26 protein-coding genes are annotated in these 26,205 nt (G+C 68.8%); 8 read left to right on the forward strand and 18 right to left on the reverse strand.

The window, feature by feature from the left end; all coding sequences use genetic code 11:
• Positions 1 to 26: 26 nt before the first annotated feature.
• Complete coding sequence (locus VD997_04000; protein ID HYE61136.1) at positions 27 to 1,262, reverse strand: hypothetical protein; 1,236 nt, start codon at positions 1,260 to 1,262, stop codon at positions 27 to 29.
• Between the two features lie 227 nt (positions 1,263 to 1,489).
• The gene (locus tag VD997_04005) at positions 1,490 to 1,873 is read right to left on the reverse strand and encodes a DUF1232 domain-containing protein (GenBank protein HYE61137.1); all 384 of its coding nucleotides are present in this window, start codon (positions 1,871 to 1,873) and stop codon (positions 1,490 to 1,492) included.
• A 290-nt stretch (positions 1,874 to 2,163) separates the two neighbouring features.
• On the opposite strand from VD997_04005, the gene VD997_04010 reads away from it, so the two are divergent.
• Genes VD997_04010 through VD997_04020 form a run of 3 tightly spaced genes read left to right on the forward strand, consistent with a single transcriptional unit; the run spans position 2,164 to position 3,623 of the window.
• Entirely contained in the window at positions 2,164 to 2,739 is a 576-nt protein-coding gene (locus tag VD997_04010) for a hypothetical protein (GenBank protein HYE61138.1), read from the forward strand.
• A gap of 43 nt (positions 2,740 to 2,782) precedes the next feature.
• A complete protein-coding gene (locus VD997_04015) occupies positions 2,783 to 3,232 on the forward strand; it encodes a hypothetical protein (GenBank protein ID HYE61139.1) in 450 nt (149 codons plus the stop codon).
• Between the two features lie 10 nt (positions 3,233 to 3,242).
• The gene (locus VD997_04020) at positions 3,243 to 3,623 is read left to right on the forward strand and encodes a VOC family protein (protein ID HYE61140.1); all 381 of its coding nucleotides are present in this window, start codon (positions 3,243 to 3,245) and stop codon (positions 3,621 to 3,623) included.
• Positions 3,624 to 3,686: 63 nt separating this feature from the next.
• Here the strand turns inward: VD997_04020 and VD997_04025 are convergent, their stop codons facing one another.
• Positions 3,687 to 4,046: a hypothetical protein gene (locus VD997_04025; protein ID HYE61141.1), complete on the reverse strand. Its 360-nt coding sequence runs from the start codon at positions 4,044 to 4,046 to the stop codon at positions 3,687 to 3,689.
• Between the two features lie 71 nt (positions 4,047 to 4,117).
• Entirely contained in the window at positions 4,118 to 4,651 is a 534-nt protein-coding gene (locus tag VD997_04030; GenBank protein ID HYE61142.1) for a GNAT family N-acetyltransferase, read from the reverse strand.
• 162 nt (positions 4,652 to 4,813) lie between these two features.
• Here VD997_04030 and VD997_04035 point away from each other — a divergent pair, with 162 nt between their 5' ends.
• Positions 4,814 to 6,967: a hypothetical protein gene (locus VD997_04035; GenBank protein ID HYE61143.1), complete on the forward strand. Its 2,154-nt coding sequence runs from the start codon at positions 4,814 to 4,816 to the stop codon at positions 6,965 to 6,967.
• Between the two features lie 37 nt (positions 6,968 to 7,004).
• Here VD997_04035 and VD997_04040 read toward each other — a convergent pair whose 3' ends face one another.
• The gene (locus VD997_04040) at positions 7,005 to 7,601 is read right to left on the reverse strand and encodes a Clp protease N-terminal domain-containing protein (protein ID HYE61144.1); all 597 of its coding nucleotides are present in this window, start codon (positions 7,599 to 7,601) and stop codon (positions 7,005 to 7,007) included.
• Between the two features lie 237 nt (positions 7,602 to 7,838).
• Here VD997_04040 and VD997_04045 point away from each other — a divergent pair, with 237 nt between their 5' ends.
• Positions 7,839 to 8,081, forward strand: a complete 243-nt coding sequence (locus tag VD997_04045) for a hypothetical protein (protein HYE61145.1) — start codon at positions 7,839 to 7,841, stop codon at positions 8,079 to 8,081.
• 2 nt (positions 8,082 to 8,083) lie between these two features.
• On the opposite strand, the gene VD997_04050 is transcribed toward VD997_04045, so the two are convergent.
• A complete protein-coding gene (locus VD997_04050) occupies positions 8,084 to 8,818 on the reverse strand; it encodes a hypothetical protein (GenBank protein ID HYE61146.1) in 735 nt (244 codons plus the stop codon).
• Positions 8,819 to 9,010: 192 nt separating this feature from the next.
• The gene (locus VD997_04055; GenBank protein ID HYE61147.1) at positions 9,011 to 9,355 is read right to left on the reverse strand and encodes a DUF6321 domain-containing protein; all 345 of its coding nucleotides are present in this window, start codon (positions 9,353 to 9,355) and stop codon (positions 9,011 to 9,013) included.
• 81 nt (positions 9,356 to 9,436) lie between these two features.
• Between VD997_04055 and VD997_04060 the strand changes: the two genes are divergently transcribed.
• Complete coding sequence (locus tag VD997_04060) at positions 9,437 to 10,369, forward strand: glycosyltransferase family 2 protein (GenBank protein ID HYE61148.1); 933 nt, start codon at positions 9,437 to 9,439, stop codon at positions 10,367 to 10,369.
• A 71-nt stretch (positions 10,370 to 10,440) separates the two neighbouring features.
• Here VD997_04060 and VD997_04065 read toward each other — a convergent pair whose 3' ends face one another.
• The 10 genes from VD997_04065 to nhaR form a co-directional block, all read right to left on the reverse strand.
• Positions 10,441 to 13,446 (reverse strand): hypothetical protein, encoded by a 3,006-nt coding sequence (locus VD997_04065; GenBank protein HYE61149.1) that lies wholly within the window; start codon positions 13,444 to 13,446, stop codon positions 10,441 to 10,443.
• Positions 13,447 to 13,589: 143 nt separating this feature from the next.
• Entirely contained in the window at positions 13,590 to 14,588 is a 999-nt protein-coding gene (locus tag VD997_04070) for a hypothetical protein (protein HYE61150.1), read from the reverse strand.
• A 1,363-nt stretch (positions 14,589 to 15,951) separates the two neighbouring features.
• Positions 15,952 to 17,187, reverse strand: a complete 1,236-nt coding sequence (locus VD997_04075; GenBank protein HYE61151.1) for a [LysW]-lysine hydrolase — start codon at positions 17,185 to 17,187, stop codon at positions 15,952 to 15,954.
• Positions 17,184 to 18,005 (reverse strand): [LysW]-aminoadipate kinase, encoded by an 822-nt coding sequence (locus tag VD997_04080; GenBank protein HYE61152.1) that lies wholly within the window; start codon positions 18,003 to 18,005, stop codon positions 17,184 to 17,186. The genes VD997_04075 and VD997_04080 overlap by 4 nt, the downstream gene beginning before the upstream one ends.
• Before the next feature lie 4 nt (positions 18,006 to 18,009).
• Positions 18,010 to 19,053, reverse strand: a complete 1,044-nt coding sequence (argC, locus tag VD997_04085) for an N-acetyl-gamma-glutamyl-phosphate reductase (GenBank protein ID HYE61153.1) — start codon at positions 19,051 to 19,053, stop codon at positions 18,010 to 18,012.
• A complete protein-coding gene (lysX, locus tag VD997_04090) occupies positions 19,050 to 19,958 on the reverse strand; it encodes a lysine biosynthesis protein LysX (protein ID HYE61154.1) in 909 nt (302 codons plus the stop codon). Before lysX ends, argC begins: the two co-directional genes overlap by 4 nt.
• Positions 19,959 to 20,037: 79 nt before the next feature.
• Positions 20,038 to 20,220: a lysine biosynthesis protein LysW gene (gene lysW, locus VD997_04095; protein HYE61155.1), complete on the reverse strand. Its 183-nt coding sequence runs from the start codon at positions 20,218 to 20,220 to the stop codon at positions 20,038 to 20,040.
• Between the two features lie 118 nt (positions 20,221 to 20,338).
• Positions 20,339 to 20,461 (reverse strand): hypothetical protein, encoded by a 123-nt coding sequence (locus VD997_04100; protein HYE61156.1) that lies wholly within the window; start codon positions 20,459 to 20,461, stop codon positions 20,339 to 20,341.
• Between the two features lie 39 nt (positions 20,462 to 20,500).
• Entirely contained in the window at positions 20,501 to 22,321 is a 1,821-nt protein-coding gene (locus tag VD997_04105; GenBank protein ID HYE61157.1) for a thioredoxin domain-containing protein, read from the reverse strand.
• 24 nt (positions 22,322 to 22,345) lie between these two features.
• Complete coding sequence (nhaR, locus tag VD997_04110) at positions 22,346 to 23,260, reverse strand: transcriptional activator NhaR (GenBank protein ID HYE61158.1); 915 nt, start codon at positions 23,258 to 23,260, stop codon at positions 22,346 to 22,348.
• A 149-nt stretch (positions 23,261 to 23,409) separates the two neighbouring features.
• Here nhaR and VD997_04115 point away from each other — a divergent pair, with 149 nt between their 5' ends.
• Positions 23,410 to 23,760 (forward strand): HPF/RaiA family ribosome-associated protein, encoded by a 351-nt coding sequence (locus VD997_04115; GenBank protein HYE61159.1) that lies wholly within the window; start codon positions 23,410 to 23,412, stop codon positions 23,758 to 23,760.
• A gap of 20 nt (positions 23,761 to 23,780) precedes the next feature.
• The gene (locus VD997_04120; protein HYE61160.1) at positions 23,781 to 24,851 is read left to right on the forward strand and encodes a TerC family protein; all 1,071 of its coding nucleotides are present in this window, start codon (positions 23,781 to 23,783) and stop codon (positions 24,849 to 24,851) included.
• Here VD997_04120 and VD997_04125 read toward each other — a convergent pair.
• Positions 24,842 to 26,149: a DUF4147 domain-containing protein gene (locus VD997_04125; protein HYE61161.1), complete on the reverse strand. Its 1,308-nt coding sequence runs from the start codon at positions 26,147 to 26,149 to the stop codon at positions 24,842 to 24,844. The two genes, VD997_04120 and VD997_04125, sit on opposite strands and share 10 nt — an antisense overlap.
• Between the last annotated feature and the right edge of the window lie 56 nt (positions 26,150 to 26,205).

Below are 26,205 nucleotides of genomic sequence, written 5' to 3' on the forward strand. Positions count from 1 at the left end.
GTGAGCCGCGCGCGCCCGCTTGGAACTCAGCACGCCCCCCCGCCCAGCACCCTGAAGAAGCTCTCGATGTCCTGGTCGGTGCCCACGTCGCCGTCCTGGTTGAAGTCGGCGGTGGGCGGGCAGGTCTGGCAGCAGTTCCCGCCCAGGCAGGCGAAGAAGGACTCGATGTCCTGGTCGGTGCCGGTGTCGCCGTCGCCGTTGAAGTCGGCGGTGCAGCCGGTCGCGCCCGCGGGGATGAGCAGCACGGCCCCGGCGCCGGAGGTGATGCCCACGATGTGGCCGTGGTCGTTGATGTCGAGCACGCTGTGCAGCGTCTCGCCCCCCGCCGGGCCCTCGACGTGCTGGCTGAGGGCGACGGGCGTGCGGGCGGCGTCGTTCTGCCAGAGCGTGGGCTCGAAGATCGTGATGCAGTCCTCGTCGTCCAAACGCGTGCTGTAGCCCACGATGACGCCGGCGTTGTTGATGGCGTACGCCCAGGACTCGATATAGCCCGCGGGCACACCCAGGGCCTGCATGCCGCCGCCCGGGGTCCACACGAAGCCACGCTGGCCGTCGGGGGTCAGCGTGGCCCCCACCACCGTGCCCTCGCTGTTGACGTCCATGCCGACCGACCAGCCGACGGCGTACAGGCTGCCGAGGTCGATCATGCCGCCGGACTCAGTCCAGCGGAAGGCGTGCTGGCGGTTCTGGGCGTTGATGGCCCAGCCGGTAACGAAGCCGGTGTCGCTGAGGGCGCGGGCGTCGGCCTGGCCGCTGGGTGAGGCGGGCAGCGTGCTCAGGCTGAGCACGGCGCCGTCGCGCCACAGCAGCGGGCGGTACACGCTGCTGCTCCCGCCGGGGACCATGGAGCTGCCGACGATCCAGCCCGCGCTGTTGATGTCGTTGGCGATGGAGGCGGTCGCGTTGGCGGCGCCGCCGAGGTCGGTGATCCCACTCGCGTCGATGCGCACCGCCCGCTGGCGGCCCTGGGCGTTGACCGAGAGCCCGACCATGACGCCCTGCTCGTTCACCGCGCCCACCTGCGTGGTGCCGCCCAGGGTGCCCAGGTCCTGCACGCCGCCCTCCTGCCAGCGGAAGGCGCGGTACTGGCCGCTGCTGTTCTGGTAGTTGCCCGCGACCAGCCCGCTATTGGTGAGGCCAGTGGGCGTGGAGTTCCAGCCCGTGCCCAGGTGGACGACGGTGTAGCGCGGCGAGGTCTGAGCGAGGGTCGAGCCCGCGAGGAGGAAGAGGACGCCCGCGCCGGCCAGTGTGCGTGTGGACATGTGAAGCCCCTTGTGGCAGAGAAGCCAGCCCCGCGCCGGCCCTCACCGGGCCGGTCAACTCAGGAGCGTCGCTATGGGATGTCGCCGGTGCGGGGGCGTATTGCAGGTGGTCTGCGGGCTGGAACGCGGAGGGCGCGAAGGAGAAGCAGCAAAGGCATTACCGCGGAGTGGACGCGGAGGGGGCGGAGTTTCGCGGAGAGGGGGCAGGATGGGTTTGAGCGGCCGATCTAGGTGCGGGGCCACCGCTGCCGGAGCCACCAGGCGACGGCGGCGGCCGCGCCCAGCCACAGGACCACGATGAGCGCGGCGACCCAGCGCCCGCCGGCGCTGGTCAGCGCCGTTGTGGCGCGCTCGCGTGCATCGTGCATGACGGGCGCGGGGATCATCCGCCGCAGGGCCCACAGCCCCGCGGGCACGATCACGAGATCGTCGAGAAGGCCCAGCACCGGGATGAAGTCGGGGAGGAGGTCGAGGGGGCTCAGGGCGTACGCCACGACGCACACGCCCAGCGCCCTGGCGTACCACGGCGTGCGCGGGTCGCGCACGGCGATCGCGAGCGCGACGGTCTCGTTCCTAAGCGACCGCGCCCAGGTTCGTAGGTGTGCCAGCACACCGGATTGTTGCGGGAGCAAAAAGGGTGCGGCCCCCCGGGTGGTGGAGCCGGGGGGCCGCGGTGAGAGGGGGAATCGCTGACGGGGCGGAAGTTACCGGGAATCGTGCGATGGTGCGCAGAATTTCCCGAAGTTCGTTTCAGATGGAGTGAAGTCGCCGCTACCGGTCAGCCTTGGCGGGGGATGGCGGAGGGCAACAGCGAGGGGAAGCCTTTGGGTTGAGGGCCGCGCCCTCCACAGTCCGTGCACAGGCCGCGCGTGCTAGGCTGCGGCCCGAAGGGAGCGTGCCCATGGAACTCCTGATCTCGCTGTGGCTGCCGATTGTTCTCTCCGGCGTCGGCACCTGGATCGCGGCGACCGTGCTGAGCATGCCCTTCCTGCACCACAAGGGCGACTTCATCGGTCTGGACGAGCAGCACCCGGCGGGCACGGAGGACGCGCTTCTGGCGTCGCTCCGCGCCGGCGGGATCAGGCCCGGCAGCTACCTGTTCCCCGACTTCCGCGCCCGGGAGGCCATGGAGTCGGAGAAGGTGAAGCAGGCGCTCGAGGCCGGGCCCGTCGGGCACCTGGTCCTGTGGAAGACGCCGATGTCGATGGGCGCGAAGATGGCGGGCACGCTGGCGGTGTACCTCGCCACCAGCGCGCTCATCGGTTATCTCGCCTCGATCACGCTGGAGCGCGGCGCGTCGTTCGAGCGCGTATTCCAGGTCGTCGCCACCGCGGGCGTGCTGACGTACACCTTCGCCTCGCTGCCAGGCGCCATCTGGTGGGGCTCGTACCGGCGGACGATCGGTGCGAACATCATCGACGGGCTGGTGCTGGGCGCGATCACGGGCGCGGTGTTCGCGTGGCGCTGGCCGCGGTAGCAGGGCGGCCCATGTAGACTGCGGGCGGTAACAGGAGGTCTCCATGCTCCGATCGATCCTCGCCGTCATCGTGTCATACATCGTCATTGCCGTGCTCGTGATGGCACTGTTCGGCGGCCTGTGGTTTGGCATGGGGCCCGACCGGCTGCTGGAGGAGGGGACGTGGAAGGGCAACATGATCCTGTGTATCGCGGCCCCGGGGATCACGGGTGTGGTCGGCCTGTTCGGCGGGTGGGTGTGCGCGAAGATCGGGCGTGCGCGCGGGCCGGTGATGGCGCTGGCAGGGGTGGTGCTCGTGATCGGCTTCACGATGGCGTACTTCACGCTGCAGAAGCCCGAGCCCACCGGCGTGCGCGAGCCGGGGCTGACAGTCGAGCAGTTCATGGAGAAGGGACGGGAGCCGACGTGGGTCGCGGTCTCTAACCCGATCATCGGCGCGGTGGCCGTGCTCTGCGGCGGGCTGTGCAGCGTTCCGCCGCGCCGTCAGGCCTGAGAGGTGACACATGAAGCGAGTGACCGGCATCGGCGGCGTGTTCTTCAAGGCCAGGGACCGCAAGGCCCTGGGCGAGTGGTACAAAAAGCACCTGGGCATCGACGTGCAGCCGTGGGGCGGCGCGGCCTTCAACTGGGCCGACGACAGCGGCGGCAAGGGCGCGACCATCTGGTGCCCCCACAAGGCAGAGACCGACTACTTCGCCCCCAGCCAGGCGAGCTTCATGATCAACTACCGCGTCGAGGACCTCGACGCGCTCATCGCCGCGCTGCGGGCGGAGGGGTGCAACGTTGTCGGCGAGCCGCAGGACTCCGAGTACGGCAAGTTCGGCTGGGTGATGGACCCGGAGGGGAACAAGGTTGAACTGTGGCAGCCGCCGAAGGCGGGGTGAGTTGCAGGAACGCTGCGACGCTCAGACGGCGCGCTCGCAGGTTTGAGGAACGCGCGGTCTAGGCTAAGGCAGATCAGGCCGTGCCACGCCCGGCTCGATCTCCAGGTACCGCTCCTTCTCATCGAAGCTGATCCAGCACGTCATGTCGTCCGGCGGCAGCAGGGCCTGCCAGTCGATCGCCCCACGCGACCGTGGGCTGCCGTGGGGCAGCAGCAGTGTGAACCGCCACTCCCGCACATCGGCCCCGCGCCAGCCGATCCAGGCGAGGCCGTGGATGCGTGCCCGCTGGTCGGGATCGTCCGGGCCGGGGTTCAGCTCGTAGGCCTCAGGATCCAGGCCGTCGCACCAGAGGAACTGGTGCCGTCGCTCCGGGAGCCCTTCGAACTCGTGGCAAAGCCGGTACTCCAGGCGCATCCAGAACATGTCTTCAGAGAGTGGGAATGCGTGGCTCCTCTCGACGTCGGACATGAGACGCGTAAGCGATCCATCTGATCCTACGACTCCAGCACCCACTCCACCACCTCGCGCGCCAGGTACCGCTCCGTCTCCTCGCACCACTTCTGCCCCACGCGTCGGAACCCGCAGCGCTCCAGGATGCGCTGCGACGCCGCGTTGCTCGCGGCGGTCGTCGCGTGCAGCGGGCGGCGTGGCTCCTGCTTGAGGAACAGCGGCAGCGCCCGCGAGGCGAAACCCCGGCCCCAGTGCTCGCGCGCGATCCAGTAGCCGACGTGGTTGGAGCCGTCGGGCGGCTGGAAGCAGGCGATGCTGCCGGCGATCTCGTACGCGGGAGGCTCCGCCCGCGCGGGGGCGCGCTGAACCTCGATCACCTGCCCGTTGATCAGCGGGTTGACGAAGTGCTTGTCCCACACCGCGAAGAAAACATCGCGCGGGCGGGGCTTGGTCCCCGCCATGGCGTTCGACTCAGCGTCCGCCTGCATCGCGTAGAGGGCGTCCAAGTCCCCCGGACCGACCGGGCGGAGGCGGACGAGGTCGGGGTGCACTCGGTTTGAGGTCGTCGGCGCGTGCATGTGGGGATGGTATGAAGTGCCGGCCCAGCGGCAGGCGAGGCCGATGCGGGGGTGGCAGCCCAACGCACTCTCGCACCACATTCGCTTGGGAAGCGGGCCCCTGCGCGGTAGCCTGATCGCCTCCCCGGTTCTCGCCCCGGGGCTCAACTCGAGGGGATCCAGATGCACCGCACCGCCACGTTCGTTCCCGCCTGCGCCGCCATGTTGCTCGGGCTCTCGGCCCATGCCCAGACGCTGCCCACGACCTTCACCTACCAGGGCCGCTTGAGCGCCGGCGCGGGCGGCGCGAGCGGCGATCACGACTTCCAGTTCCGGCTCTTCAGCGTGCCGACGGGCGGCTCCAGCGTGGGCCCCCTCCTGTGCAGCGACAATCTCGCGGTCGTCGACGGCTTCTTCACCGTGCACCTGGACTTTGGCGCGGTCTACGGCGGGACGGCGCTGTACCTGGAGGTGTCCGTCCGAGCGGACACGGGGCAGGGGTGCGGCGACGCGACCGGCTTCACGGTCCTGCCGCGCCAGGCCCTCACGCCCGCGCCGTACGCGCACTACGCGGTGAGCGCCGGCACCGCGTCCAACGCCAATGCGGCGGCCAACGCGTCCCAGCTCGCGGGGCAGCCGCCCTCGTTCTATCAGAACGCGTCGAATATGAGCGCGGGCACGCTGCCCAGCGCACGGCTGACCGGGACCTACTCATCGCCGCTGACCTTCAGCAGCCCATCCAACGCGTTCACGGGCAGCGGTGCGGGGCTGACGTCCCTCAATGCCGCGGCGGTGAGCACCGGCCTGCTCGCCGATGCACGCCTCTCGGCGAACGTCGCTCTGCTCAACGCCCCACAGACCTTCAGTGCCGCCAAGACCTTCTCGATCGCGCCGATTTTCACCGCGGCGGGGGCTCCCTTCACGGTGAGCAGCACCTCGCTGGTGACCAACCTGAACGCTGACCTTCTCGACGGGTTGAGCGCCTCGAGCTTCCTGACGACGATCCCCAACCCGCTCTCACTGACAGGCAACACGGCGGGTCCGGTCATCCGCGCTGAGAACGCATCGCTCAACAGCGCGGGTGCCGGCGTGCTCGGGGTTCAGACCGCCGCGACAGGGACCGCCCCGGCGGTGCAGGGGATCGCGAGCAGCGTCGGCGGGCGCGGCGTCCTGGGCCTTGCAACCAACACCACGGGCGCGAACTACGGCGGGCGGTTCGAGTCGGCCAGCACCTCGGGGCACGGCGTGTACGGCGCGGCCACCGCCACCACCGGTCTCGCCACCGGCGGCGAGTTCACGACCGCCAGCAGCGACGGTTATGGCGTGCACGCAACCGCGACGGGCACAGGCGGGTTCAACTACGGCGTGTGGGCGCAGGCGGCGGGCATGCAGGGCACCGGCGTCTACGCCCACGCCACGCACGCGAGCGGCACGAACTACGGCATCGTGGGCCGCACGTCGTCAAGCGGGCTGGGCACCGCCATCAAGGCGCAGGCGGACGCCGCGACGGGTTTCACGTACGGGCTGTGGGCGGTGAACGCGAGCAGCACCGGGCGCGGGGTGTACGCGGAGGCGACCGCCACCAGCGGGTTCAGCTTCGGCGTGTACGGCGAGGCGGTCAGCCCCGACGGCACCGGCGTCTACGGACGCAACACCAGCACCGGCGCTGGCAGCAGCTACGGTGGGCGGTTCGAGGCCGCGGGGACGAACGGGGCCGGTGTGCTGGGCATGGCGACCGCGACGAGCGGGACCATCTACGGCGTGCGCGGCGTATCGAACAGCGCTGGGTTCGGCGTATTCGCGTCCGGTGCCTCTGGCGCGAGCGGGGTGAAGTCCTTCCGCATCGACCACCCCAGCGATCCGGCCAACAAGTACCTGCTGCACTACAGCGTGGAATCGCCCGAGGTGCTGAACACTTACTCGGGAAAGGTGGAGCTCGACGGACATGGCGGTGCGACGATCACGATGCCGGCGTACTTCGCGTCCATGAACCGCGACCCGCGGTACACGCTGACGCCGCTGGGGGCCGCGATGCCCATGCTGCACGTGTCTCAAGAGATTGACGAGACGCTGCTCGCGTCGGGCACGAAGCTCGACCCCGGCTCCGCGGTCCCGGTGTGCACGTTCCGCATCGCGGGGGGCGTGCCCGGGGCGCGCGTGTCGTGGCGGGTTGAGGCGGTGCGCAGCGACCGCTGGGTGCAGCGGCACGGCGCGCCCGTCGAGGCCGACAAGCAGGGGGCCGAGCGCGGCACCTACCAGCATCCGGAGTTCTACGGCGAGGCGGCGGACAAGGGCCTTGGGTACGTGCCGCCGGCCGAGACGCGCCGGCGCGACTAGCGGTCTCTCGCACCGGGCGTTCGCTCGACATCGACGGTTACGGGCGTGTCAGTTCGCGCCACACCAGCCAGCCCACCGCGAGCGCGAGCAGCACCAGCGCGACGACGTTCCAGGCTGGAGTGCCGGCGGCGCGTCCCGGTGCACTCTCTCCCGGCGGTAGTGATTCGGGCGTGGGTGAAGGTCCCAGCTGCCGAACTACTTCGTCCCGCAGCCCCTCAAAAGTGACGCCCTGTTGGCCGAGCACCTGCACCCCGACGCCCGCGGGGTCGCGCAACATGGCGAGGCAGATGTGCTCGGTACCGACGTAGGTGTGGCCCAGCGATCGCGCGACCTCGATCGCCTGCTCGATGATGCGTTTGGCGGGGACGGTCTGCGGGAGCTTGCCCAGCGTGACCACCGTTGGCCCGGGCGGCCCGGCGGCGGCCTCGGCCGCACGGATCGCCTGCCTGATGTCGAGGTTGAGGCTGCGGAGAGCGCTCATCGCGACGCCCGAGCCCTCCTCGAGCAGCCCGAGCAGCATGTGGGGGGCGTCGATATGCGTGTGGTTGAGGCGCTGGGCGTGCCGGTTCGCCAGTGCCATCGTCCGTCGCGCCCGGTCCGTGAAGCGTTCGAACATGGTGGTGCCCTTCGCCATGCGGTCGCGCCAGTCTACCGCGCGGGCTCGGGGGTTCTGCCGCGGCGAGTCCTGAAGAACCGCGTCGATCGCGCAGGAACTGCGTCCCCGATCGACGTTCAGCAAGAGATCTCCACAGCCCGTTCACATGGAGCGCGTGCACGGCACGTGCCGCGCCTGTCGGTTGCGCAAGTTGCCCAGTTTCTCTCAAGTCCGGCGCGGCCGCGCGTGTTCAGGCCCGCTATGTTCCGCCCCACTATGAGACGCAACACGCTGGGGAGTTTCGTCGCCTCGCTGGTCAAGGTCGTGCAGATCGTGCTCTATGTGTTCATCGCCATCTACGCGTTCGCGGGGTGGACGTTCGCGGGTGAACTCATCACGCTCAAGAGCGTGATCCTGCTGGTGCTCGCGGGCACGCTGCTCCAGCGCGCCGCCGCGCTCATTCCCTCGACGCCGCGGGTGCGCAGCCGGCCGACGCGGTTTGCCCTGGCGAGCCTGTGAGTTCAGGAACGCCGACGACGCAGGGCCAGGCCCAGCGAGGGCACGAGCATCGCGAACACGCCCGGCGCGGGGATGATCCTGACAGTCGCGGGAATCACGAGAGCGGTGCCGCGGTCGGCCCCGCTCGCCTCCGTCATGCTCGTGAACCAATAGACCTCCCGGGCGCCGGTCAGCGAGTTGCGGTTGCCCATCCACTCGGCGGGAGTTGAAACCTCCATCGCGCGTTTCACAGAGTCGGGCGCGATGGTCCACCCGAACTTGAAGACCGCGATGTTCTCAAGAGCGGGGTTGAAAGGGGGGTCGGTCGCGACCCGGCCGATGTCGTTCAGCTGACGGATGGGCACCCCGAAGTTGCCGTTGGAGTTCCCCGTCCCTCCGAACCAGGCGGTCGCATTGGAGAGGGCGATGCGCATGTACCCGACGCCGGTGCCAGTCGGGTTCGCGTGGTAGTGCCCGCGGATGGCGGTCGTTGCCGTAAGGTTTGTCGCTGCGAACGGGCTGATCCGCCCGAAGCTGGTGGTGTCGCTCACCTGTGTGCCGCTGATCGCTCCGCTCGGGGTCGAGTTGTTCCAACCCCTCCCGCCGTTGACAAACGGGAGAAGGGTGTCGCCGGCAGTCCAATGCGAGATCGTCGGCTGGTACATCATCGACGCAAGCCCGATCACCGGCACCGGCCCAGAGTCAAGATTGGTAACCAGCGTTCGCGCGTACACCCGCGAGCCCGGCAGTGCGTTCACCGAACTGCTCCAGTTCACTGCATCCGTTGACACCTGAAACTCAAGGCGCGTGTTCTGCACGGCATAAGTCAATGGGCACAGACCGGCCACGGCGACAACAGCGGCGACTCCAGGGCGCATGCTCTCTCTCCTCACGGGCGTAAGCCCGTGTACCGCGGAGCATACCACCAACAGTCGCGGGCCATTCCGCCGTTAGTGGCCTTCGATCGCTTTTCGCCGCTTGTACTCGGCCAGCAGCTTGCGGCCCTTCCGCGCGATGGCCCGCGCCTGGGCCTCGGTTTTGGGCACCTTCTCGCCCCACGCCGCGGCGGTGAGGGCCAGGCGCGTGGGCCGGCCCTTGGCGTCCACCAGCGGCGGAAGCGGGCCGAAGCGCCCATAGAACCGCACGGCCCAGCTGCCCTTGCGCCGCATCTCCTCGAGCGTCATATCGCGCGCCGCCTTCTTGACCCCAGGCTTGAGGCGCATGCCGAACTTCTCGCGGTACCAGCGGCGGCCCGCGGCGGTGAGGCCGCCGCGGGGGTCCTTGAGCGTGCTCATACCCGGGAGTTCGCCGGTGCGCCCGCCGCCGGATGCACGCGGTGCCGGTAGACTTGGCCGCACACCGGGCGCCGTTCACCGATGCGACTTCACGCCATCATGATCGTCCGAGATGAGGCCGACATCATCGGCGAGTGCATGGAGCACCTGCTGAGCTGGTGCGACGCCCTGCACGTCTACGACACCGGCTCGACCGACGGCACCTGGGACCTCGTGAACGATGCGGCGCGGCGCGACCGGCGCGTGAACCCGTTGGCCAGCGAGCCGGTGGTGCCCGAGGGCGACACCCGCGGGTACCTCTTCTCGCGCGTGCGGCACACCTTCAGGGCAGGCGACTGGGTGGCCCGCGTGGACGCGGATGAGTTCTACCACGTGTCGCCGCGGGAGTGGCTGCCGGCGCACGTGCGCCCGCACGAGTCCCGCGTGTTCGCGCAGATGTACGAGTTCGTGCTGACGCACGCGGAGCTGGCCTCACACGAGCGCGGCGAGTACGTGCGGGCCATCGACAGGGCCCTGCCTGTGCCAGAGCGGCTGAACCGCTGCGTGATTGAGCCGGTCGTCGAGCCGCGGTTCTTCCGCTTCCGCCGCAACATGCACTGGGCGCCGACGCACGGCAACCCATGGAACCCGGGCCTGCCAGCGGTGCAGCGCATCCCCGTTCGGCATTACCGGTGGAGGTCGTTCGAGCAGATGCGTAGCCGCTGCGAACTGCGGCGGGCAATGGCGGCGATCTCCTACCACGGCGTGCACTGGCACAAAGGTTGGCGCGAATGGCTGTGGGATGACCGCGACCCGCGCCTGCTGACATGGAGGCCCGGCGACCAGCTGCCGCGCCGCAATCACACAAACCACCTCTCAACGGGCATGCGGAAGGTGGCGCAGCAGCTGCTGTACCGCTCCGGGTTGCCGCACGTGCTGGATGTTGTGCGCAGGCCGTGGCCGGACGGCGTGAAGCCGCGTCCGTTGCCCCAAGGAACGGTCGTCCCGCGTTCGGGTGCGTGTGTGACCGCTTAGCCAGGTGGCGGTGCCATGAGGTGGCACTCGATCGCTGTCCCGATCGGCTCGCTTCGAGCGAGCTCGACTCTTCAGCAGCTGCCCCCGCCCAGCACGCGGAAGAACGCCTCGATGTCCTGGTCGGTCCCGGTGTCGCCGTCGAAGTTAAAGTCGGCCGTGCCGCACAGCGGGCAGCAGGTGCCGCCCAGGCAGGCGAAGAACGCCTCGATGTCCTGGTCGGTGCCGGTGTCACCATCGCCGTTGAAGTCGGCCGTGCCGCACAGCGGCGGCAGCGGCTCCTCGTCAAAGTTGAGCACACCGTCGAGGTCGCGGTCGATGCCGATGCGCGTCTCGGAGTTCTTGGGCACTACGGTGTACGTGACGCCGGCGAGCGCCTGCACCTGAGCCGAGGTGAGTGTCTCGCCCGCGTGGTCGGACTGCCACACGCCGCCGCCGTTGTAGCGGTAGCCGCGGTTGCGGCCGTTCACCTGCGCCTTGGCCACCAGGCCCACCTTGCCGGTGTTCGCCTGCGCGATCATGCTGCTGATAAGGGTGAGCTGCCCGGCTTCCGGCGCGCCGGGGTTGATCAGCGTGGTCTGCACGCCGACCGACGCCGGAACGTCGTTGCTGAGAGGGCCCGGCGGCTCCAGCGGCCCGGGCGCGGCGAAATCGCTCCCCGCGAATGCCAGCATGAACGCGACCATGTCCGCAGTCTCCTGGTCGTTGGCCAGCGTGAACACCGGCTCGTTCACGAACCGCTCGATGGAGTCCACGCTGCCGTCATGCAGGTAGCCGAACCCCGCGTTGTTGCTGGTCTTTGTCGCGTTGAATCCGGTCTTCTTGTAGACGTTCCGCAGCTGCGCCACCTTGATGGTTGTCTGCGTCGAGCCGTCCACCGACACCACGCCGATGTGCCGCTGCCCCATGCTGCCGGGGCTGATCGCGTCCCATGCGCCGGTCGAGTTGTTGCGGCGGTGGTCTGGCCCAGCGCCCGTTGGAAGCGTGTGACACGTGGCGCACGCGAACGTGTTGCCGTCCAGCCGCCGGTTCGTGCTGCGGTACATCGCCAGCCCGTTCTGCGCGTTGCCGTTGGGCAGCGGCGTTCCCGCGGCCAGCCCGCCGCTTCCCGCGTACCGCCCCGTCGCGAAGTGCCCCGGCAGCGGCAGGCTCGTCGGCAGCGAGTTGTCGAAGTTGCGGAAGGGGTTGGGCGGGAAGTAGATCGTCGCCAGGAACTCCTCGAACTGCTGCATCTCCTGCGGCGTCAGCATCTGATCATCGCCCTGCAGCCCCATGAACGCGCCGTTGAAGTTCTCCAGCCCCGCGCGGTCCGCACGCCAGTGCAGGGGCTCCAGTCCGATGATGTGCTGGAGCGTCTGCGTCGTCATCGGCCCCTTCATCGGGTGGAACGCCGAGTACGCGGGCGCGCCCGTCCCCGGCGCCAGCGCCGGCACCCCGAACCCCTGGTTGAGGTCCACCAGCGGCGCCACCGTCCCCGACGGGTCGCCCAGGTCCCACGCAAGGCGGTCCATTTTGGAATCGATGTGGCACGAAGCGCACGACGCCTGCCCCAGCCCCGAGTTCTTGTGCGTGTCGTAGAGGTGCTTGCGGCCGAGCTTGATGGCCGCGGGCGTGGGGTCAAAGAACGGCACGCGTGCCCCCTCGACCTCGTCGGCCAGCCCCACCACCGAGATGCTCGCGTCGAAGCGGTTGAGCACGTACATGCGGCCGCGGGCCTCATCGAGGGCGATGCCGGTCGGGCCCTCCCCCACTTCGATCGTCTGCGTCGCCGGCGAGCCGCCGGCCCGCGCCCCGGCGGCGTTCACCACGACGACGTTGTTCGAGCCCATGCCGCTCACGTAGGCCTTGGTGCCCGCGCTGTTCCACACGATCGCCCGCGGGTCACCGATGGCCCGGTCACGCTCGCCCTGTGTCGGCAGCGTCGAGCCCGCGTACGTCAGGTGCGGGTTGAGGTCGACGATTGTCTTCTGCCCGAGGTTCGCCGCGTTTACCGAGGCCATGTTGACACGCACAAACGTGCCGTTGACGTTGGGCTCGAACCGGACATGGTTGGTCGCTTCGGTGCCCACTACCGTGACGACGCCGGTCGCCGGGTTCACGCCCACCGACATGCAGATGTTCATCAGCGTCGTCGCGTAGCTCACGCTTAGAGTGCTCGTGCTGATCGCCGCGAGGTCGCGGTCGGGCAGGTCCCAGCCCACCGGCCGGCCCGAGCGCGAAGCCTGCGGGCCGCTCACGAGGCCGGTCCAGTTGCGGTTGTTGTCGTCCATCCACTGACCCGCGGCGTTCTTCCTGACAATCAGCCCCACCGCGGGCGCCGCCGGGTTGCCCGGTGTCCTGGCAGGCACAAAGGCGTTGCCGCTGTTGGGCGGCGGGTTCACGCCGCCGTACGGGCCAGTCGAGTCGCCCACCACGTTGGGAGGAAACTGCAGCACGTTGCCGGTCGTTCCGGCGCCGCCCCCGAGGATTGTCGTGCCGTTGCCGCTCTCGAAGATGGCGGCGTAGACGGTCTGGCCGTCGGGGCTGACCGCGAGGGAGCGCGGCCGCTGGGCATCGATCACCACCGTCACCGGCGCCACGCCCGGATTGGCCGGGTCGAACACCTGCACCGCGTCGATCATCGAGCAGCTCACGAACGCCCGCTCCGGCGTGCCCGCGAACACCACGTCGAAGGGTTCGTCGCCTGTCTTCAGCGTGCGCGTGACCCGCATCGCACCCACATCCACGATGCTCACCGAGTCGGAGATGTTGTTGACAACCCACGCCTCGCCGTTCGCGCGGCAGCGGACCGTCACGGGGTCCAGCCCCACTGGCACCGAACCCAGCGACACCAGGCTGCCCGACACGATCTGGAACACCTCGAGGCTGTTGTCCGCGGTGTTCACCGCCAGCAGCCGCTGGCCATCGGGCGTCAGCTCCAGCGGGTGGCAGTGCGGGGTCTCGAAGTTGACGAAGGTCGGGTTCACACGCCCCTGGTAGGCCGGCGCGGCCTCATCACCGGTTGCCAGCAGCGCACAGCCGATGCCGGCCGCGGCCAGCGCAATGAAGGACAGGAAGGCGGATTCAAGGCGCAGCGGCATCGTGGCTTCTCCGTAGAAGCCCGCAGGATACCACCCGGCCCTGCGATCTCCGAGAGCAATGTTGCTCCCCAGAGGACCTAGAGATTTTCGCCGACCTATAGGACCTGTTCAGGGTGGGCCATCGCGACGCGGATGGAGCTTGCCTAACGGGCCAGCATCTTCAGGAACTCCAGCACCGCCCGTTCGGGCATCCGCAGCTCCCGCGGCTTGCTCTGCTCCTGTGCCTTGTCAAATGCCTTCACCAACCGCCCGTCCGCGTACGCCTCGATCAGCATCGGGTGCACGTAGAACTTCCGGCATGTCGCCACCGTGTTGTACAGCTCGTGCGACGCGGCCTTCACCGCCGCGGTCTCGCGCCGCTTCAGCTCCGCCTTCGTGATCGGCTCGTCGTTGTCCTTGTAACGGGGCGGGCCGAACTTCATCAGCGTCTCCGCCGCGATCACCGTGCCGCCCCAGGTGCGGAAGTCCTTCGCGGTCAGCGGCAGCCCCGAGATCTCCAGCAGGTAGTCGTTGATGTCCGTCGAGGTGATGTCGCGCGGGCGCCCGTGCGGGTCCACGTACGCGAACAGCTCCTGCCCGGGAAGGTCCTGGCAGTTCTTGGCGATCTTCGCCACCCGCGGCGAATCGATCACCATCTCGCACATCTGGCCGCTCTTCGCGCGGAACCGCAGCCGCATCTGGCCGCCCACAATCTTCGCGTGGCTGTCGCGGATCGTCGTCAGCCCGTACGAGTCGTTCTCTTTCGCGTACTCGGCGTTGCCGATGCGGATGCGCGTCTCATCCAGCAGGTGCACGACGGTGGCGCACACCTTGTCCTTGCCCAGGCCCTTCTGGTCCATGTCCCGCTGGATGCGCCGTCGCATGGCGGGCAGTGCGTTCGCAAAGTCCAGCAGGCCGGAGAACTTCGACAGGTTCCGGTGCTTCGTCCAGTCGGGGTGGTAGCGGTACTGCTTGCGGCCCCTGGCATCGATGCCGGTGGCCTGGAGGTGCCCGTTCTCGTGCGGGCTGATCCAGACCTTCTCCCAGGCGGGCGGGATGGCGAGCGACCTGATGCGGTCAACATCTCCAGGGCGCGCGGGCTTCCCCTTGCAATCGACGTAGCGGAACGCCTTGCCCACACGGACCCGCTTGAGCCCGGGCACACCGTCACAGCAGTAACGAAGTGAAGCCTTCCTGGCCGCGTGTTGGGACGGAGCAAGCCGCATGCAGTGTTATCGGCTGGCGGCGCGTGCAGGATTCGCCAGACTCGGTGAGTCCCCGTTCACAATCGGCGCTTTCGCCGCAAACATCCCCGCCCCAAAAGGGCCCCGGAGTGTTGCCATCAGTGAAGCGCAGCGGCGCTTCGCCGCAAGCGCAACGAGTGGATCCCGAGCCTCAGCTTCCCCGCCCCGAAGGGGCGCCAGAGTGTTGCCACCAGTGGAGCGCGGCGGCACTTCGCCGCAAGCGCAACGAGTGGATCCCGAGCCTCAGCTTCCCCGCCCCGAAGGGGCGCCAGAGTGTTGCCACCAGTGGAGCGCCGCGGCGCCTCGCCGCAAGCGCAACGAGTGGATCCTGAGCCTCAGCTTCCCCGCCCCGAAGGGGCGCCAGAGTGTTGCCACCAGTGGAGCGCCGCGGCGCTTCGCCGCAAGCGCAACTGGTGGAAAACGGCCCGCGTGACGAGCCGCCCCGAAAAGGGGCGGAGGAGTGCCCAGCACATCGAGAGCGCAACCAAGCGCAACCGTTGTCTCAAAAACCGCGCAAACCCCCTTCCCTCCAACCCCACCCCCACCCGCCACTTACACCCCTAAATCCACGTTTGTGCGCACAACCCCGCCCGCGCAAAACCACAATCCGCCACTTTCCCAATTTTTCTGACCCCGAGAATCACAGCCCCAACGCCCCACCACCCCCGCGCGCAAGTCAAACCCGCGCGCACAAACATGACCGCCCCCGGGTTGGTTAGAGGCCCACCATGAACCACAACAACGCAGATTCCGGTCCCCTGCCCCGCAGAGAGAGGGCTAGGGAGGGGTTGGTGGAAGCACCACCGGACGCACATCCGGCACCGATCAGCAACCCGAGCTCCAACGAGCCCTCCGGTTTCCGGTTTCCCGTTTCAGACTTGCCCCCCCTCCCCCCCGCGACCAGGAAATCATGGAGGCTTGGTTCGCCCACGACACCCGCCTCCCCGAACTTGCGGGTGAGCTCAACACGTCCGTCCTCAAGCTCGCCGACTGGGCCGACCAGCCCCACATCCGCGCCCGCCTCGACAAGGTCGAGCGAATCGCGAACCAGCGCACGGCCACACTCCAGGCCGAGGCCACCCACCAAGCCCTTTCCCGCCTCGTTGCCATCACCCGCTTTTGCCAGCATGACGAAACCGCCCGCCGCGCAGCCAACATGATCCTGCGCAACAGGAGGCCCGACCGTCAGGAAGGGCTCGGCCCCGCCACGGGGCCGACCGAGCGATCACCGTCCCCCCCACCATCCACCTCAGGCCCTACGCCCCCAGACCCTGCCCCCTCCTCACACCTCCCGCGCCACCCTCTCGATCACGGCCGTGAGCACCTCGATGGCCCGGTGGTACTCACTGATGGAGATGTGCTCGTTGGGCGTGTGGTCGAGGCGCGAGTCGCCCGGGCCATAGGCGACGATCGGGCACTTCCAGATCGGGCCGACGATGTTCATGTCGCTCGTGCCGGTCTTGACGCGCAGGTGCGGCTTGGCCCCGTGCTGGCGGATGGTCGTGGTGAAGGCACGCACCACCGCGGTGTCGCGCGGCCCCATGTAGGCAACCTCGGGGCCGTCGGCGATGACCTCCGCGCTCGCGTGGCTGGGCTCCAGAAACTCGCTGGGGTAGTCGGTGTGCTCGGCCTCGTCGCGGCAGATCTGCGTGAGCTGATCGGGCTGCACATGCAGCGGGATGCGGAAGCTGACCACAGCATGGACCTGGTCGTACAGGCCGTCGCTGCTGGTGTTGATCCGGCGGAGCGTGGCCTGGACGATCTCGAATGGGCTGGTGCGCTCGCCGTTGAGCTCGCGCACGCGGCGCTTCACGTTCTCCCACCACGACGACACGAGCTCGGGAGCGGAGGGACCCGGGCCGGCGGAGTGCGAGCAGGCGCGGGTGAGGCGGTACTCCACCAGAAGGCGGCCTTTGTACCCGAGCGTGACGCCGTCCCAATGGCTGGGCTCGCCGATGATGCACAGGTCGGGCCGGAACTGCGTGGCGTTGAAGCGGGCGCCGCGCGAGGACACGCCCTCCTCGTCGGTTGCGCCGATCACGACCAGGCGCACGCCCGCCGGCAGTTTCGCGCGCGCGGCCGCGACAACGAACGTCGCCAGCGGTCCCTTGGCATCCACCGACCCGCGCCCATACAGCAGATCGCCCTCGCGCCGGATCGGCACCACGCCGGGCACGGTGTCCATGTGGCCCAGCAGGACGATGTCCTTCGTCGGCTCGCCCGCAGCTGCGGTGAATGGCGCGATCCCCACGGCCGAGCCCGACTCATCCACGTGCGCCTGGAACCCCAGCGAACGCATCATCTGCGCGAGGTATGTCGCGATGTGCTGCTCTTCACCCGATAGCGAAGGGATGCTCACCATTTCAGTGAGCAGCTGCGTCGCGAAGTTGTTGGAGGGCTCGAGAAAACGGGCAGGGACGGCGGGCATGACACCCGCCGCCCCCCCCTGCAAAAGAGGATCGGTTGCACCGGCAGCGCCGGCGGTGGTGCTGGTAGGGATGGTGTTGAGTGTGCTCATTGGATGACGGTCCCCGCGCCCGCCAGGGCCTTGGTGATCGGCGACTCCACGCGAGCATCGCCGAGGATGACGCGGGCGACGCCCTCCTCGAGCGCCTCGGCCGCGCCAAGCACCTTCTTCTTCATGCGGCCCTGGGCGTACTCGCTCGCCTGCTCGATGGCGCTCCGCTTCACCTCGCGGATGACGGTGGACTCGTCGGGGAAGGACCTCATCAGCCCCGCAACGTTGGACAGCAGCAGCAGCGTGTTGGCGCCCAGCGCCGCCGCGGTCTTCGCGGCCGCGCGGTCCGCATCGACGTTGATCGGCTCGTCGTTGGTCGAGATCGCCGGGGGGGACAGCACCGGCGTGTACCCCGCGCCCAGCAGCATGCGGAGCAGGTCGGTATTGACGGTGTCAACGGTGCCGGTGAAGTCGTCGCGGAGGATTCGGGTGCGGCCTTCCTCGACGATGCGGATCGCGTCCTTGCGCGTGCCCTGCCACGTGCGCCCGTCGAGGCCGGAGAGGCCAACCGCGTTGACGCCGTGGCGCTGCAGGTGCTCCACGAGCTGCTGGTTCATCTTGCCGCGGCAGGCCATCTGGAAGATCTCCAGTGTGCGCCGGTCCGTGCGCCGGCTGGTGTGGCCGGACGGGGAGGTCACGAACTGCGGCGGGTGGCCCAGTGCCTCGGAAAGCGTGTTGGTATCGTGCGAACCGCCGTGGACGATGACCAAGGCGTGCCCGGCCTTGATGAGGGCCGCGGCGTCGGCGGCGAACGCGCCCAGGTTGGTGCCCTCGGCGCCGCCGAGCTTGACAACGGTGATGTGGTTCGTTGTGGTCATGAGTTCAGATCGGGTGGAGGCCGGAGAACGTCAGCGCGGTCCGCTCCTCGAAGCCGCACATCAGGTTCATGCACTGCACGGCGGAGCCGGCCGCGCCCTTCATCAGGTTGTCGATCGCGGAGATCACGACGAGGCGGCCGGTGTCCGGGTCGCGCTCGAAGCCCACGTCGCAGTAGTTGGTGCCCGCGAGGAACTTGGGCTCGGGGAAGCGGTGGATGCCCTGCTTCTCCTTCACGATCCGTACGAACGGCTCGGCCCGGTACGCCTCGCGGTAGAGCTTCCAGATGTCCTTCTCCTGGAGGTCCTGCGTGAGGAACACGTGCGCGGTGCAGAGCACGCCGCGGACGAGCTCGACGCTGGTGATGGACATGTGCAGGTCAAACTCGCCCAGCTCCTGGCGGACCTCGGCCTGGTGGCGGTGGCCCGTGGGCGCGAAGGAGCGGACCGCGCCGCTGCGCTCGGGGTGGTGGCTGCCGGGGTTCACGGCGTTGCCGCCCTCGCTCGACCCGACCTTGAGGTCCACGATCGCGCTGCGGATCAGGCCCTTGCGGGCCAGCGGCAGCAGCGCGAGGTTCACGGCGGTGGCGTTGCAGCCCACGCCGCTCGCCAGCTTCGCGCCCTTCAGCCGCTCGCGGTGGATCTCGGGCAGGCCGTACACGCTGCGGTCCAGCCACTGCGGCGCGGGGTGCGGCTCGCCGTACCACTTCTGGTACGCCACTGGGTCCTTGATACGGAAGTCCGCGGAGAGGTCGACGATCCGCGGCGCGAGCTTGGTGTACTGCTCGATCTTCTTGCTGGCCTCGCCATGAGGGAGGCAGAGGAAGAGCACGTCGCACGGCGTGAGCTGGTCCGGCGTGACGAACTCGAGGTCGGTCCGCCCGCGGAGGTTGGGATGCGAGGAGGTCACGAAGTTGCCGGCCTGCTGGCGGCTGGTGACCTGCGCGACCTCGATATGCGGGTGGTCGAGCAGCAGGCGCAGGACCTCGCCGCCGCCGTAACCGGAGCCGCCGACGATGGAGGCGCGGAGCTTTGTTTGTGTACTCGTCACGAAAGGACTCCGGCGGCAGGCTTGGCTTCAGCGATCACAGAAGGAAGACCCTCGCTAGCGCTTCGGGCTCGTTCAAGAACGAAGTCGATCATCCGGCCCGGGATGTCCACGCCGGTGGGCTCGATGGAGTTGCGGAACTCCATGGTGTGGTTGATCTCGGAGACGAGCAGCCCGCGCCGGGGGCACTCGAGCAGGTCGATGGCGAGGACGCCGCCGCCGACCGCACGCGCGGCCCGCCGGCAGATGTCGGCGAGTTCGGGCGTGACGGTGTGCGCCGAGGCCTGGCCGCCGCGGGCGGTGTTGGTGATCCAGTGCTTGCTGTTGCGGCAGATCGCGGCGATCGCCTCGTCGCCCACCATGAACACGCGGAGGTCGCGCCCCGGCTTGTCGACGTACTCCTGGATGTAGAAGACGCCGTGCTGCACCGAACCCAAGGTCGACTTGTGCTCGACGATCGCCTCCGCGGCCTCGCGGTCGTTCACGCGGGCGAGCAGGCGGCCCCAGCTGCCCACGGTCGGCTTGAGCACGCACGGGTAGCCCATCTGCTCGATGGCCTCGAGAGCCGACTCGGGCTCCACGGCCACCTTCACGCGGGGCGTCGGGATGCCGGCGCGGGCGAGGGCGAGGGAGGTGACGAGCTTGTCACCGCAGGCCTCGATCACCGCGCTGGGGTTGACGCAGGGGATACCCATGCGCTCGAAGCAGCGGATGACCGTGGTGGCCTGCGTCTGGCTGATGCAGCGCTCAAAGACAACGTCGAAGCGCTGCCACGCGGCGGTGTCGTGGATGTCGAAGATCGCGGTGCGGACGTCGATCAGCTCATGCGGGATGCCGCGGCGGGTGAGCTCGTCGATGAGGAGACGTTCTTCGACGCGGATGCGGGAGTAGAGGAAGGCGATGTTCATGAGAATCTCTCGCGGAGACGCGGAGGCGCGGAGGAATGCAGTGCAGGAGTCGGTGAGTTAAGGGCTGTGGGCGCGTTGATTACTCGCCCCAGTCCTCCTCGACCTGCGGGGCGAGGGTGAGCTCGACGGGGGCGGTGTTGGTGACCTCGAGTTCGGCCTTGCACTCCTTGCAGCGGACGACCTCGCCCTGGAGCGGGGCGCGGGTGAAGGTGACGTCGGCGGCGCATTCGGGGCAGGTGGAGTTGGTGGCAGTCGTGCTCATGGGTTCCTCTCTTGTCTTGCTCGGTTGCTTGCTTGCTCGGACACTCAAACAGGGTTGCAAAAACACAGCGGGCCTGCACACCCGGCAGGCCCGTTCGAACGGCGGTGACCTTGCGGGATCACCTGTACGAAGGGGACAGCCGGGCCTGGAGGCCTTTGGCTTTGGTCACTTTGAGGGCTTTGGAAGCCGGCGCGACGCCCGTGGCGGTGTGGGCGGTCAGGATGGAGCGGCCAGGCTTCATGTGGTGGGAAAGGTACTGGGGGTGTTGCGTGGTGTCAAGTCAGGGCCTGGAGGCTGCCTCGTCGATCATCCGGGGCAGGAGGTTCTCGTTGTCGAGCTTGAACCTCGGAACGTGCTTCCCGTTGATGAAGATCATGGGGATGCTGGTGAGGCCGAGGGATTGGCCGGCGCGGGCGTGAGCCTGGATGGTCGCGGCGGGGGTGGGGTTCTGCATCGCGGCGGAGAGGGTGGCGGGGTCGGTATCCAGGAGCGAGGCCGCGGCGCCGAGGGAGTCGTTGTTGATGATGCCCTTGCTGAGCATCATCCAGTCGTGGACCTTCCAGAAGGCCTCGTCGCCGCCCATCATCTGCGCGGCCTCGGCGGCGAGGGCGGCGCGGCAGGAGTCGAACTTCTTCATGTTGGGGACGGCGGGGTTGCAGTCGCTGTTCACGGGGAAGTGGGCGAAGCTGTAGCGGATCTTGGAGGTGGGCCCGGTGGCGAAGAGGCGGAGCACACCGTCGGCCTCTTGCGTGCCGGGCTCCATGTAGTCGCCGAAGACGACCACGGTGACGGGTGCGTCGGCGGGGCCGAGGGCTCGCTGCATGAGCGCAGTGGGCAGTTGCCGCACGGGCGACTCGCGCCAGTCGGACATGTACTTGTCGAGTGCCGAGGGCATCGCGTCATCGGCGAAACTGCGGGGCTCGGGATTGCTGGCGAGCACGGCGGTGACGGCGCGGGTCAGCGCGTTGGGCGCGTTCCAGCCCTTGAGCTCGACGCCGTTGATGTAGATCAGGGGCGTGAAGAAGAGGCCGCGGTCGTAGCCCTCCTGCACGTCGGCCTTGACGCGGTCGAGGGTCTCCTGCGATTGCATGACCTGCTGGAACTGGCGGGGGTCAAACCCCAGCTGCTGGAGGGCCGGCGGGAGCGAGGCGTCGGTGAAGGAGCCGCCCTGGCTGAAGAGCCAGTAGTGCATCTTCCAGAAGCCCTCGTCACCCTGCAGGATGCCGGCGGCCTGGGCGGCACGCGCGGCCCAGCAGCCGTTGGGGTGCAGGTTCGGGGCCTTGGGGTTGCAGGCGCTGCAGAGCGGGAAGTGCTTGATGATGACGGCGATACTCGGGTTGCTCTGGAGCTCGGCGAGTTCGCCCTCGATCCGCTTGCAGTCGGGGCACTGGTAATCGGTGTACATCACGATGCGGACCGGCGCCTTCTCGGGTCCCCACGCGTAGCGGCCGGAGAAGCCCTTCGCGGTATTCGTGGGTGCGGCCGGCGTGTCCGTGGGCTGCGCGGGCGCGGCCGGCGGGCGCGGCTGGGTCATCTGGCGGGTGGACTCGGCAAGGGCCTGCTCGGCCTTGGCCTGGGCTTCTTTCTTGGCGCGGTGGTCGGCGACGCCCATGGTGGCGAGGGCCGCGATGCCGACGGCCGCGGCGGTGATGAAGGGCGTGTGTGCGGAGGTGCGGGCGCGCCGGGTCCCGAACTCGGCGAGGGCGACGAAGAAGAGATTGCAGGCGTGGGCGATGAGGCAGTAGGGGCAGGCGAGCTTCTCGACTGCGATGATGGCGAGGAAGGCGAGGCTCACGAGGGCGCCGAGCCTCGCGAGGGTGCGGGAGGCGGTGCTGAGGGCGCCGTGGCTGCCGGTCCAGGCGATGAGGAGGGCGGTGAAGAAGGCGAGGCCGACGAACGAGGTCGGGAGGTTGAGCACGGGGACAGTGCCCCAGCGGCTCGCGGCCGCGGCGTCGCAGGGGGAACCGGCGCCGCAGCCGGGGAGCTCAACCTTGAGGAAGTGGCGGAGCACCATCATGCCGGAGGCGGTGATAGCGGCGAGGAGCAGGAGCGTGCCGAGCATGACGACGCCGGTCGAGGGCCTGGGTTGCTCGTTGGGCATGGGGTGAGTTTAGGGTTGCGGGGTTCAGCGGTTGTGGGAGAGGCGCTCGCGGGCGGCGCTGGTGATCTGCTCGACGGCGGGGTGGCGGATGCGGCGCTCGACCGTGACGGCGTAGAACTGCTCCCGGAGGTCGGGGATGCGGCCGACGAGCTGGACGTTGTACTGCTGACGGATCTCGCGCTCGATAGCGAGCGGGGCGAAGAAGACGCCGCGGCCGGACTGGCCGAAAACTTTGACCAGGGCGCTGTCCTCGAACTCGCCGATGATGTCGGGGCGGAGGGAGCGGGCGGCGAGCCAGTGGTCGAGCGAGCGGCGGGCAAGAGTGTTGGCGGTCGGTACGAGGATCGGGGCGCGGTCGAGGGAGCCGGGGAACCCGGGGCGGAGGCGGCGGGCGAGGGTGGGCGCGGCGAAGGCGCCGAGGGCCGACTCGCCCAGGCGGTGGCTGAAGGCGCGGAAGCCGGAGGCTGGGGTGACGGGGGCGTCGCCGAGGACGACGTCGAGGTCGTGCACGGCCAGGCGTGCGAGCAGGTCGGGGGGCTTGCCCTCGAAGCAGCTGACGCGGACGGCCTCAGGCATGGCGAACGCGGGCGCGAGCATGCGGTAGACCATGAGCTTGGGCAGGACGTCGGAGATGCCGACGCGGACGGAGGGCTGCGCGGATGCGGGGCGGCCGCGGACGACCTCTCCGAGTTCGGCGCCGATGGTGAAGATCTCGTCGGCGTAGGCGAAGACGGTGCGGCCCATTTCGGTGAGGGCGAGGCCGCGGCCTTGTTTCTCGAGCAGGCGGTGGCCGAGCGACTGCTCGAGGGCCCGGAGCTGGCCGGAGATGGTGGGCTGGGAAAGGTGGAGCACGTCGCAGGCGGCGGCGATGGAGCCCTCTTTAGCGACGGTCCAGAAGTAGAGCAGGTGGTGGTAGTTGAGGCGGCTGGAGGGGGTCATGGCGGGAGCATCATAGATCGGTTTTTTCGATGTGTCTGCATGCCGTTTCCGCTCGATTCCGATGCGTTTCGCGCCGTACCAGTATGGGCACGCGGCGCTGGGCCGGGTCGCCCTGCTTGTTCTGGGAGCTTTCCTGAAGGAGTCGAGCGATGGTGATCACGGTTCAGTGTGCGGACGTGCAGGTGACGCCGAGCATCCGCGAGTGGGCGGAGCGGCGTGTCGCTTTCGCGCTGGGTCAGTTCGCGGGGCACGTGCGGTGCGTGCGGATCCGGGTCGCGGACCAGAACGGCCCGCGGGGCGGGGCGGACCAGCGGTGCGTGATGGTGGCGCCGGTGGCGAGGCTGGGCCCGGTTTCGGCCGAGGTGACCGACGCGGACCTGTACCGGGCGATCAGCCGGGCGGCGGACCGGCTGGGGCGGCGGGTGCGGGCGCTGCTGGACCGCGAGCGCACGGCGCGTCGCTACGGACTGTCGGATTCGACGAAGCGGTTGGGCCGGTGACACTTTTTCAGGGATGACCGATGATGACGCTGGTGCTTGCTGAGGCTGGGAGCTGGTTGACCCCGATGGCGTGGATGTACGTGGGGTTCATCGCTCTGGTGATGGTGTTCCTGGCGCTTGACCTGGGGGTGTTCCACCGTACGGCGCACGTGGTGTCGATGCGGGAGGCGGCGACATGGACGGGCGTGTGGTTCACGGCCGCGCTGCTTTTCAACGTGTTTGTCTACTTCGCGTACGAGGGGCACTGGCTGGGCATCGGAACGGCGGTGGCGCAGCTGGACGGGGGCGTGCGGGATGTGGGCGGCCTGGAGGCGGCGAAGCTGTACCTGACGGGGTACATCGTGGAAAAGTCGCTGGCGATGGACAACGTGTTCGTCATCGCGATGATCTTTTCGTACTTCGCGGTGCCGGCGATCTATCAGCACCGGGTGCTGTTCTGGGGGATCCTGGGCGCTCTGATCATGCGCGGCGCCATGATCGCGGTTGGGGCGGCGCTGATCCAGCAGTTCTCGTGGATTATCTATGTGTTCGGCGGATTCCTGATCCTGACGGCGCTCAAGATGGCGCTGGTCAAGAGCGACGGCATCGACCCGGAGAAGAACCCGCTGGTGCGGCTGGTGAAGCGGTTCTACCCGGTGAGCCCCAGGTACGAGGGCGACCACTTCTTCACGCGGGTGAACGGGGCGCGGGCGGTGACGCCGCTGCTCCTGGCGCTCGTGATGGTGGAGTTCACGGATGTCATCTTCGCGGTGGACTCGATCCCGGCGATCTTCGCGATCACGGCGGACCCGTTCCTGGTCTTCACTTCGAACATCTTCGCAATCCTGGGGCTGCGGTCGCTGTACTTCTGCCTGGCGAGCCTGATCGACAGGTTCCAGTACCTCAAGCCGGCGCTGATCGCGATCCTGTTCTTCGTGGGCGTGAAGATGATGCTGGTGCACACGACGTTCAAGGTCGATACGACGGTGTCGCTGCTGGTGGTGCTGGGGATTCTGGCGGCGGGAGTGGTGACATCGCTGATGCGCTCGCCGCGGGCGGTGCAGCGCGGGGCGGAACTGCCCCCTCGGACTGACGCGGTGCGTCAGGGGTAGATCAGAAGGGCCGCGATGTGGTTGAGGTTGGTGCCGGTTGGCGGGACGCGGACAAGGGCGCTCAATGCGTCGAGGAGTTCGTGGGAGTCGTGGCGCTGGAGCGCGGCCTCGGGGTTCAGGCCCTTGCGGCGGGCCTGGTCCGGGAGTAAAGGGGTGACGATGGCGCCCGCGGCGTCGGTTGGCCCGTCGTGCCCGTCGGTGGAGAAGGCGAGGAGGGCGCAGCTGTCCAGGCGGAGCTGCTCGGCGGCGAGAGCGAAGGCGAGGGCGAGCTCCTGGCTGGGGCCACCTGTCCCCGCGGCGGCGCCTGCTCCCCCACTGCTCACGGTGACGGTCCACTCGCCGCCAAGGATGCAGGCGGTTGGGCGGGAAACGGCCTGGAGCCGCTTGGCGGTATTCGCGAGCCCGGCGGCGACATCGGCGGCTTCGCCCTGCTTCTGCTGCTCGACCTCGTCGATGTGGAAGCCGAGGTGCTGCGCGGCCGCGGCGACGGCGTCGGTGACCTGGCGGTTGCTGGCGATGATGCGGTTGGTGACGCGGGCGAACGCGGGGTCCCTGGGCTTGGGGGTTTCGGGGTGATCGCCGAGGATGCCGCTGGTGAGGTGGGCGGAGATGTTGGGCAGGGTGATCGCGTGCGATGCGAGAACGTGCTGGGCGTCGCGGTAGGTGGTCGGGTCGGGGGCGGTGGGGCCGGAGGAGATGATGTCGAGCTTGTCGCCGATCACATCGGAGAGGATGTAGGCAACGAGCCTGCCGGCGCGGGAAAGGCGAGCGAGGTTGCCGCCCTTGAGCAGCTCGCAGTGCTTGCGCACGCAGTTGAGCTCGTCGATGGTGGCGCCGGCGAGCTGGAGCTCTCTGGTGACTTCGATGATGTCGTGGAGGGTGAGGTCGCCGGCGGGGAGGCAGAGGTGGGCGGAGCCGCCGCCGGAGATGAGGCAGAGGAGGGTGTCGTTCTCGCTGGCGCTGGTGATGAAGTCTCTGACCGCCTGCGCGGCTTCGATGTTGCGCTGGGTGGGGTAGGGGTGGTCGCAAGGAAAGAGCTGGGTGTTGGGGCGAAGGCCGCGAGGGTCGGACTGATCGGGGGGCGCGGTGATGAGGGCGCGGGTAATGCGGGGGCCGAGGTGCCGGAAGGCCTCGAGGGCCATGGGGCGGGCGGCCTTGCCGATGGCGAGGAGGTGGATGTCGCCGTGGAGGTCGGTGATGTTCCAGTGGCGCTGGAGCGCTGTGACAGGGTCGGCCGCTTTGAGGGCGGCGGTGATGAGTGCGTTTGCGTGCTCGGGATGTTGGTCGAGGTTCAGCATTCGAACTTCACCGCGGAGGTGCGCGGAGGGAGCGGAGTTGCGCGGAGCGGGGACGG

The sequence above is a fragment of the Phycisphaerales bacterium genome, from assembly GCA_035627955.1.
Lineage (GTDB): Bacteria > Planctomycetota > Phycisphaerae > Phycisphaerales > UBA1924 > JAEYTB01.